The following is a 1,185-nucleotide window of genomic DNA, read 5'->3' as shown; positions in this document are numbered from 1 at the left end:
CATATTTTGGGTTATTTTTATCACCTCTTTCTTAACATTCAACACTTCTGGGTTTGCCCTATTATCTTGATTGGATTAGGAACCAAAAAGAAAAAAAGATAGAAATTGATTTTTCTCGTGGAAATCAAGCAATTGTTGAATTATTACTACAAGGTCTGAATACAAAGCAAAAACAAATAGTGCAACTAGCAGCTTGTTGTCGTTGGTTTGATCGTCCTGTCATTCAATACTTGATACAAAGGAAAAGTATAAACTTTGAAACTGGTGCTAGTGACAATCTCAATTGTTTTGATTGGTTAAACCAATGTGATTTTGTTGAATTTGTTGAAGGTCGCTATCGCCTGGATGATGTGGCGCGAGATGTATTTCGGATGTCCCTTTATCACGAAGGTAGAAGTCAATTTCGTGAAACTCATGAACTACTAGCTAAATATTTTGAGCAACTAGCAAACAAAGAAGTTTCTCCCGATAGTCCTCCCCCAGCAAAATATGATAATGCTGATTGGCGTGAATACACGGCTGAATTTCTTTATCATGCTCTGTTTGCAAGAAGAGATGAAGGTCAGCGCCAATTTATTTCTCATTTGTTTGCTTCTCGCTATCTTAATCAACTGGAAGTTGTAATAATTCCTTTTGCTGCAATTACCGCAGAAGCATCAGTTGAGAATTACCAACTTTTGCCCGACCAGACTGGGAAATTGTTAAAAAAAATCACATTTGGCTTTATATTTGGTTGGTTTATGTTGTCAAAAGACCCAGCTAAATATGAAATTAACTACGAAAATGGAACTGGACCGTCTAAGGACAAGATAGAAGCAGCCATCAAACTATGTTTTGATCAAGTTGATTCTTTGGAAGATGGTTTGGGTAAATATGCAGCGCTTTTATACAAAAGCCTACGCAGCCGCTCAAATCAGCGAGTACATTTGCTGCAACAGGCGAAAGCCCAAGCTGAAATAATTGCCTCTGATAGTAATCCTGAATTCAGCAGCAGTCTATTTTTTAATTTGGGTAATGTGCTGGGCAACTTAGAGCGATATGAAGAGGCACTCAAGAGTTTTGATCAAGCCTTGACTATTAAAGATGACGACCCCGACCTTTGGAATAACCGAGGTGCAGCGTTGGGCAACTTAGAGCGATATGAAGAGGCACTCCATAGTTTCGACAAAGCCTTAGCTATTCAAG

The 1,185-nt window shown here is 38.4% G+C and carries 1 protein-coding gene; it reads left to right on the top strand.

Annotation, left to right across the window (positions count from 1 at the left end):
• Positions 1 to 53: 53 nt before the first annotated feature.
• Positions 54 to 1,185, top strand: a 1,132-nt coding sequence (locus ACM0OP_RS24160) for a tetratricopeptide repeat protein (protein ID WP_414530944.1), incomplete at its 3' end; no start/stop codon positions are given.

It is taken from the genome of Nodularia chucula CCY0103 (assembly GCF_963923915.1).
Taxonomy (GTDB): Bacteria; Cyanobacteriota; Cyanobacteriia; order Cyanobacteriales; family Nostocaceae; genus Nodularia; species Nodularia chucula.
The sequence above is the reverse complement of the archived record's forward strand: the minus strand, read 5'-3'. Positions and strand labels throughout refer to the sequence as shown.